Below are 8263 nucleotides of genomic sequence, written 5' to 3'. Positions count from 1 at the left end.
CTCGAGCTCACGCAGCCGCACGGCCTCGCTGACCTGCAGGCCGCCGTACTTGGCCCGCCACTTGTAGAAGGTGGCCTCGCTGAAGCCTTCCTTGCGGCACAGCTCCTTGATGCCCATCCCGGCTGTGGCCTGGTTCAAGAAGCCAATGATCTGCTGCTCGCTGTACTTGCTGGTTCTCATATCCGTCATTCTCCAAAAGGACGGACTCACTCTCGTTTAGATTGGTACGGCGGGGAGGGAGCAGGTCAGTCCGGCGCCGGCCCCGAAAGTTCAATGTTGAACGCTACGAAAAACCGATTGTTCAGACTTGAGTGAGACAGCGGTTCAAGCTTCTTTGACGCATTCAAAGCCAAGCTGTTGATCCGGGCCGTTTCTCAGTTCTAGGTTCTGCGCAAACCGACACCTGGTTGGTACCGAGGGCCCTGCGCCGGCCGCAGTCCAGCCGCAAGCACGAAGGGAAGGTGGAGGTGAGCGCGAGCGACACGAGGTGGTGCTCAGACGGCTTTGAGATCAAGTGCGAGTCCGGCGAGACCGTGACCGCGACCTTCGCCAAGGACAGCTGCGACTGGGAGGTCATGGCGTGGCGCGCTTGGCCTGGCAAAGGCCTGCCACGCGAGCCAGTGCACGAGATGCTCAACGAGATTGCACGCTAGAGCCAGATCCGCGCATGCCGCATGCTCTATTTCTTCGCGAAAGTGACGTGCTCACCCTCTTGATCTACCGTCTCCGGGACCCGCGAGCCGAGTCCCTTCAGACTGGGCGACATCTCCACAACGAGTGACGACCCCTGTGGTGTTCACTCGGGTTCCGCAGCCCCGCCGAGCACCGCAGGAGCTTGGGGATCGCTGCATAACCAGTCCAAGTTTTTGGCCGTACCCCCAGTGGCTCAGTTTTCGGTCGGCGACAACAACACTAGATAACATCATGTCATGCGCTGCGCCCGCTGGTGGTTTGCGGCATCAAAGGAGCAGCCAAGTGTCGGTGCCCGCCAGCATCTTCCTAAGCCATAGTCACAAGGACAAGCCGTTCGTTCGGCGACTGGCTGCAGATCTTCAAGCCCACGGTGTCCGTGTCTGGGTGGATGAAGCGGAGATGATGATTGGCGATTCCCTGGTAGCCAAGATCGGGGAAGCGCTTGAAACGATGAGCTTTGTCGGAGCCGTACTGTCGGTTCACTCGGTGAAGTCGCCTTGGGTCACTCGCGAACTCGACATCGCCATCAATCACGAGATTGCCGGACGCCGAGTCAAGGTGCTCCCGCTGGTTATTGACGACTGCTCGTTGCCGACCTTCCTCGCCGGGAAGCTCTACGGAGACTTCAGGGACTTCGCCCGGTACCAAGATTCCTTCGAGCACCTGATGCAGCGGTTGCGCGCGCCAGCCGCTGCTCCTTCACCAACTGCAGACATAAGCCAGCGAACTTCGACGGGGCCTCGCAAGGTAGGAGATGCGCCGTCCGAAATAGGGCTGGTCACAGCGCTCAACCAGATGCGCCGTTTGAGCATGGGTCGGCTTGGGATTGCCACGTTGGTGGGCGTCATCGGACTGGCTGCGGTCGTTGGCGTGATGAAGTCAGGCTCTCCGGTGCGGCAGAAACTTCCTGGCGAAGATAAGACGCCGGGCTTAGCGTCGGCTGCTTCGGCCGTGCCCGTGCCATCGTCTCCGCCGGCGGCATTTCCTGAGCCGCGAAGACAGGCACGCGCGGAACCATCACCTAGCGAACCTTCGAATCGCACAGAGGCTTCGACCGACGTTGCACCCTCAGCCACTTCCGAGACAAAGCGCCAACTGCCCGTTTCGCCTACGAAGCTTACCGAAATGCCACCCGCATTTGCTGACGCTCCAAGACTTGTTGTGCTGCCCAAGGGCAGCTACATGATGGGGAGCCCCCAGACTGAGCGAGGCCGGAGCGGTGGGTCGGAGACCTCGCCGACAAGGGTCGACATTCGCCACATCATGGCCGTCGGTGCTACTGAGGTCACCGTGGGTCAGTTCAAGAGGTTCATGGATGCCCGCCCGCAACACAAGGTTCTGTCGGCAGCCTGCGGTGCCTGGAGTGAATCACTCGGAAATTGGAGCAATGTAGGGTTCGAGCAGAGTGCAGATCATCCAGTTGTTTGTGTCAGCTATGACTTAGTTCAACAATACATCGGCTGGCTGAACGATGAAGCTGGCATTCGCCAAGATGCAATTGATCGCTTTAGATTGCCCCATGAGTTCGAATGGGAATATGCAGCTCGTGCGGTCACAAGTGCCAGCGATCAGCATTGGCGCTTTTACTGGGGTGATGACCATGAGCCTCAAGAATGGTGTAAGTACGCCAACGCTCGGAGCTCAATTCAGAGCATGAAATTCTGTCCCCGACACCGAGGGACGACAGAAGTTCGCCACTTACTCCCCAACGCTTTTGGACTTTTCGATATGGCAGGAAATGCACGTGAATGGACTCGGGATTGCTTGAAACTTACAAAATTTCAGCCTAAAGCCAGTCGAGAGGGTATGCCATCGACTATCTACATTGCCACCAATAGCGCATCTGCAAGCAGTGGCGTTTGTCAAGAAAACGGGAAATCACGAATGGTGCGAGGCGGGAGTTGGGACGGCGTCGTCAATATGCTTCGCTCTGCCTCTCGTAGCTATGTGGATCGGGACACTGCACGAAACGACCTCGGTTTCCGCGTCGTACGAACTCTCTCAACTCAATGACGCCAAACCTGCTGCCTACGTCAACAGTGAGCGGGTTGATGCGGCGCCTGCGCCTGCGCCTGCCTGCGGGCGCTTCCCTGGGGCCGAAAGTTCAAAGTTGAGTGCAACGGAAAGCCGAAAGTTCAGCCTTGAGTGAGACACGGGTTCAAAGCGTGCTGACTCGTCCAGCGGCAAGTGATTGATCAGGGCCAATTTTCAGTTTTGGGTTGAGCACAAACCGACAGCGACATACTCATCGAAGCGCGGGATGGCGTGGTCTACGTCAACGGTCGGCGGGTTGATCCGGCTTCCGCATCGGCCAGCGCCGCTTCCTCTGGTGGCCGCGTTGACGGTGCCGGAAGTTCAGAGTTGAGTGAAACAAAAAACCGATAGTTCAGACTTGAGTGAGACACGGGTCAAAGCCTGCTGACCCGTCCAGAGTCAAGTGGTTGATCAGCGCCGGTTTTCAGTTTTGGGTTGAACGCAAACCGACACTGAAGGCTGAACTCTGCCAAAACGTAGGGCGAGCGGGTGGTCGTTCGGGGTTAAGGTGGCGCCGGGCGGTTTGGGCCGGGAAAGGTCGACCAGGCGGGCAATTGGGCGTCGGGCAGTAGTTCGTGAACCGCTCGCGTGGCTTGGTCGATAGCTGAATGGGCATAGGCATAGGCACCGGCATCACTGTTGGCAATCACTACGCGGCCCCATCCTTTCCGAGCCGTTGACGCCGGCAGCGGTCCCGCGGGCCAATATGCATCCCACGGCCGCATGTACTCGTAGCTGTAGCCGTGTGACCAGCGATTGATGGTGATCGCCTCGATGTCCCGCGTTGCATCGAAACCATGCGCTCCCAATGCGCGCTGCAGCAACTCCCGGATGCGCGCTTCCAGGTCCTCGAAGGACCAGCCCATCAACTGCGCCCGGCCTGCCGCGGCCTGGCTCCGCGCAGGGCTGCCATCACCGATCACAACCACCTTCGAAAGATGCATCAGGATCGGCTCATCGGGCGATTGCGGGAATTTCAGTGACCCCATGCTGACCGGGAAATCGAGCGTCGCCTCTTCCCAGAACCCGCCCGGCACGCTGAACGAGCGCACGCCGGCGTTGGCCCAGGCCCTCCAGTTCGAGAGCAGTACCGTCGCATACAGCAGTGGGACCTTCACCTGGTCGTTCATCGCCTGCACCTGTACCTGCGGGATCTCGTCGGTCATCCGTGCGATGACACGGTGCCAGCAGGCCAGGATGACGTTTCGTGTGCGCACGGCCCTCAGCCTGCCAAGGCTATCGACGTAGCGGATCTCCACCCACTCGGCCGCTGACGGGGTTCCCAGATGGCGCAGTCCGACTGCTGTGGCGCGCAGCCGGAAACGGATGGCGGCATTCGGCTCATCCAGAGCCGCCTCGTCGAGCCGCGCGCTGCTGAGCGTCTCCATTCCATGTCCGGGCAGCAGCGCCGGCCGCATCGCGCGCAGCAGGGCCCGGACCACACCGGTGTTTCCGTCGGGGAAGTGGTAGATGTATTTGTCCTGGCCGATCTTGAGCTGCCGCCCGCTGGGACTGTTGCGCGGGTCGACGGCGTCGCCCAGGTCCAGCCCGTCGAAGCCCGGGAGGCCAGCGGCCCAGGCGTCCAATGCCGAGGTGGCGTCGATGCCGACGCCGAAGTAGGCCGTCGTCGCCGATTGGAAATAGGCCAGCACCGCTGGGTCGACCTTCCACAGCCGGGACAGGAACGCCTTGTAGGTGATGCGCGCAAGCCGGTCGCGGCGCTGCGCCCGGCGCAGGTGTGCCATCGGGTTGAAGGCATCGGACGCCATCACGCGGGCCAGGTCAGCCTTTGCGCGATCCGGCATCGGCGTGCGTGCCAGCCAGCTCTCGGGAGCTTCATCCTTATCGCGCAGCACGAGATGCTCTTCGCCCCAGACTTCCCGGCCGAAAAACACGCCCTCGCGGTTCAAGCCCTGGCGCGTCGCCCAGCCTTCGTCGAAGAACTCGCTCTCGAAGCGCGATAGCTCGATCCCGACGTCCTTCAGCAACCCATGCACCGCAGGTGAAAACAGGCTCGGTGTGTCCAGCGACTGCGAGCCGCCGTAGCCGACCAGGGTCTTGCCGGAGCGCGAGACGAACTCGTTGCGCCGTGCATGGCCGCCTACCTGGTCCAGGGCGTCGAGCACCAGGATACGCACAGGCCGTCCGACATGTCGCGCATACAGATAGGCGCCGCTCAGGCCGCTGATGCCGCCGCCGACGACGACCAAGTCTTCTGTCGCCTCGTCGAGCTCAACGACTGCATCGCGGTAGAGCCCGGGCGAGTCGCGCATCCGGTGCGCTACGGCAGCCAGTTCTAGCGTCTGGCCCTGAGGTCCGGCCTGCGCGGCGGCTGGCGGGGAGGCCAGTGCCATCAGGGTGCCATTGAGGAAGTCGCGGCGGGAGATGGGGTTCATCGGCGTTTGTGAATTTCAAAGGGCTGCGGAAATAGGCCATCTAGCCTGACGACGCACGCCGGTGCATCCTCTCCCGGCAGGATGTACGTTGCGCCTCCGCGCGCCCACCCCAGCTATTCTGCGGCGGCCGCGAGAAGCGCAAGGAGGCGACGGCGTGAATCAGACGACAACATCCAGCGAACCGGCAGCGGGTGGCGCGTACAAGGCTTTTCTCAGTTACAGCCATCGCGACAAACGCAAAGGCGTCAAGCTGCATAGCGCGCTGGAGAGCTATCTGCTACCCAAACGCCTGCTCAAGCCGGGCGCAAGCAAGGAGGATGGCAAGGTCCTGTTCCCCATCTTTCGTGATCGCGACGAATTGCCGGCCGACGCCAATTTGACGCAAAAGATCACTGAGGCGCTGGGGCAATCTCCCGCTTTGATCGTCGTCTGCTCGCCGCACAGCGCGAAGAGCAAATGGGTCAACGAGGAAATCCTGAGCTTCAAACGGCTGGGGCGGGAGGGCCGCATCTTCCCGTTCATCATCGAGGGCGAGCCATATGCCAGCACCACACCGGGCAGCAACCCGGCGCTGGAATGCTTTCCCCCAGCCCTGCGCTTCATGCTTGGGCCCGATGGCGAACTGAGCAGCACGCCTGCAGAGCCTCTTGCGGCCGACGCGCAGCGCGAGGGCGATGGCTGGCAGAACGCGATGCTGAAAGTGATCGCGGGCTTGCTGAGAATCCCTTACGACACCCTCAAGCAGCGCGAACTTGAACGGCAGCGTCTGCGCCGACTGACGCAGGCTGCCATCGGTGGCATGGTCACGGCGGGAGTGCTCGGCATCATCGTCTACTTCCTGATCGGCCAGAACAAGGATGCCAACTCGGCGCAGTTCGTCGCCGAAGCGAGGTCGCAGTTAGCGCAGCGCGACTATGCCCGCGCTGAGATCGCCGCAGCCAAGGCGCTGACCTATCGGGACCTGACGGCCACGCGCGAACTGCTGCTGACCGCGCGGCTGGGTGGCGTGCATTTCCAGGCCGGCTCGCAGGGCGCGCTGGCCTCAGACCAGAACATCTTCAGCCGCGACGGGCAACTGGTCGCCTCCGCGCTACATGACCGGCAGGCCGGCGCGGTGGTGGTGAAGGTGGACTCATCCAATGCCGATTCCAAGGCGGCATGGCGCATCACGCTGCCGCCCGCCGCGGGCACGCCCGACGCGATGGCCTTTAGCGAGGCCGACGCCGGGTCGGCGCGGCAGCTTGCCATCGCCTGGCCCGAACAGGATGGCACGGTCTTTCGTGTCGGCATCTGGAAGCTGGTCCCGGGTCAGGCGGCACCGATGCAGTTCCGCGAACTCACCGGCGGCCCCCGCGCGCCCGGGCGCCACAGTAAGCGCATCCCGTCCATCGCGTTCAGCCGGGCGGTGAACCGGCCCTGGATCGCCACTGGGGGCGAGGACGGCAAGCTGTGCCTTTGGGATCTGGCACAGGAACGACCCCGATTGATCTGGGAACAGGCGGACACCCACGATCCGGACGTGCACGGCATTGCCTTCAGCGCCGACGCTTCGCGCCTGGCCTCGGGCGGCGGTGACTACCGAGTGAAGGTCTGGGATACGGCTGCCATGACGAAAGGGGATGCGGTGGATCACCCGTATCGCGAGCACGCCATCAAGCCGGTCTTCGACATGGGTGGTCACTACGACTCGGTGTTCGTCGTCGCCTTCAGCCCCGACGGCAAGCGGTTGGCCTCGGGCGGCTACGACCGCACCATCCGGATCTGGGACTTCGCGATCACCCGGCCCGACAAGAAGAAGCGCCCTCAGCCGCAGACAGTGGCCACGCTGGCAGGACATGAAGGCACCGTCTTCGCACTGTCGTTCAGCGACGACGGCAAGCTGCTCAGTTCCGGCGCAAGCGATGGCTCGGCAGGGCTCTGGGATGCTGGCGCCGGCCGACTGCTTAACGCCTTCAAGCCGGACCATGGCATCGTGCGTTCGGTGACCTCTGCCCGCTTTGAAGAGGGCGTGTACATCGGCAGCGAGGGCGGCTGGAGCCACTGGCTGGTAAACGGCAGTTCTCTAGTGACGCGGCTGTGGAACGGAGGCGCGACCGTGAATGCCATCGCGTTTGATGCCACTGGCGATCTGATGGCGGGCAGTGGCAGTGGCGATGAAGGCCGCGTACGCGTCTGGGATCGTGCCAATCGCCAGGTCCAGTTGCTCGATCCGCAGTCGAAGGAAGAGGCGACCAATGGCATTGCCTTCAGCCCGGATGGCCGCTGGGTCGCCGCTGCTGGCGGCAACGACCAGAACAACCTCATCCATGTCTGGGATCGCAAAGCGCCGCAGTGGTCGCTGGTGGCCGACTCCGGCAAGACGATGACGCACGGGGGCGCGATCTGGGGCCTGTGTTTCAGCCCAGGCAGCCAGTGGCTGGCCTCCAGCAATATGAGCCCTGACGTGCAGATCAAGCGCTGGAACGTGGCCGACTGGTCATTGAAGGATGAGACAAAGCCGGGGCAATTGCAGGACAGCGTCTACGCACTGGCGTGTGACGCTGCAGGGAACCGCCTCGTCTCTGGCGATTCCAAGGCCCGCGTCGTCGTGCTGGATGCCGAGCACCTGACGACTAAGGCGCAGACCGTCAACGTGACAAAGGGCGAGGTCAACGTCTGGAGCCTGGCGCTGGCCGATGCGCCGCACGCGATTTTGTCGGGCAATTCCGACGGCCGCGTGTACCGCTGGATACCCAAGGATCCCGGCTGGAAGGGCGAGCCTCAGGGTGACAAGCAAAGCACGTCCGACGAGGACGCCAAGGTGAACCCCACAATTAACAGCATCGGCTACGACGCCAAGCACCACTGGGTGGCGGCCGGCGGCGTCGGCCCCAGCGTCGAGATCTATGAGGTGGGCGACTTGCACAAGCGCGTGCGCAGCCTGCGCGGACACCAGGGCACGATCTGGTGGGTGACCTTCGACAACCAGGGCACCCGGCTGGCCTATGGTGGCCTGGACGGCATCATCCGCGTGGTGAACCTCGACAGCATGCTGAGCCTGGACACCGCGCCGCCCTCGCTGCTGTACAGCCAATCGCAGGCGAGTACCGGGCTGACAGTCAACAAAGCGAACAGGATCGTCGAGCAGCACCAGCCCTAGG

4 protein-coding genes and 1 pseudogene are annotated in these 8263 nt (G+C 62.6%); 3 read left to right on the top strand and 2 right to left on the bottom strand.

Going from position 1 to position 8263, the window contains the following annotated elements; all coding sequences use genetic code 11:
• The coding region (locus AC1DW0_RS22565) for a transposase (protein ID WP_457354564.1) at positions 1-180 on the bottom strand (180 nt) is incomplete at its 3' end.
• Positions 181-407: 227 nt separating this feature from the next.
• Here AC1DW0_RS22565 and AC1DW0_RS22560 point away from each other — a divergent pair.
• Positions 408-641: pseudogene (locus AC1DW0_RS22560) on the top strand (IS3 family transposase); the annotation flags it as partial.
• A gap of 334 nt (positions 642-975) precedes the next feature.
• A complete protein-coding gene (locus tag AC1DW0_RS22555; protein WP_457350804.1) occupies positions 976-2706 on the top strand; it encodes an SUMF1/EgtB/PvdO family nonheme iron enzyme in 1731 nt (576 codons plus the stop codon).
• A 524-nt stretch (positions 2707-3230) separates the two neighbouring features.
• Here AC1DW0_RS22555 and AC1DW0_RS22550 read toward each other — a convergent pair.
• Positions 3231-5123 (bottom strand): NAD(P)-binding protein, encoded by a 1893-nt coding sequence (locus AC1DW0_RS22550; RefSeq protein ID WP_457350802.1) that lies wholly within the window; start codon positions 5121-5123, stop codon positions 3231-3233.
• Between the two features lie 154 nt (positions 5124-5277).
• Here AC1DW0_RS22550 and AC1DW0_RS22545 point away from each other — a divergent pair, with 154 nt between their 5' ends.
• Positions 5278-8262: a TIR domain-containing protein gene (locus AC1DW0_RS22545; protein WP_477948138.1), complete on the top strand. Its 2985-nt coding sequence runs from the start codon at positions 5278-5280 to the stop codon at positions 8260-8262.
• Position 8263: the final 1 nt, after the last annotated feature.

The sequence above is a fragment of the Roseateles sp. P4_D2 genome, from assembly GCF_056401875.1.
Note: the sequence above shows the minus strand (reverse complement) of the source record. Positions and strands in the feature narration are given on the sequence as shown.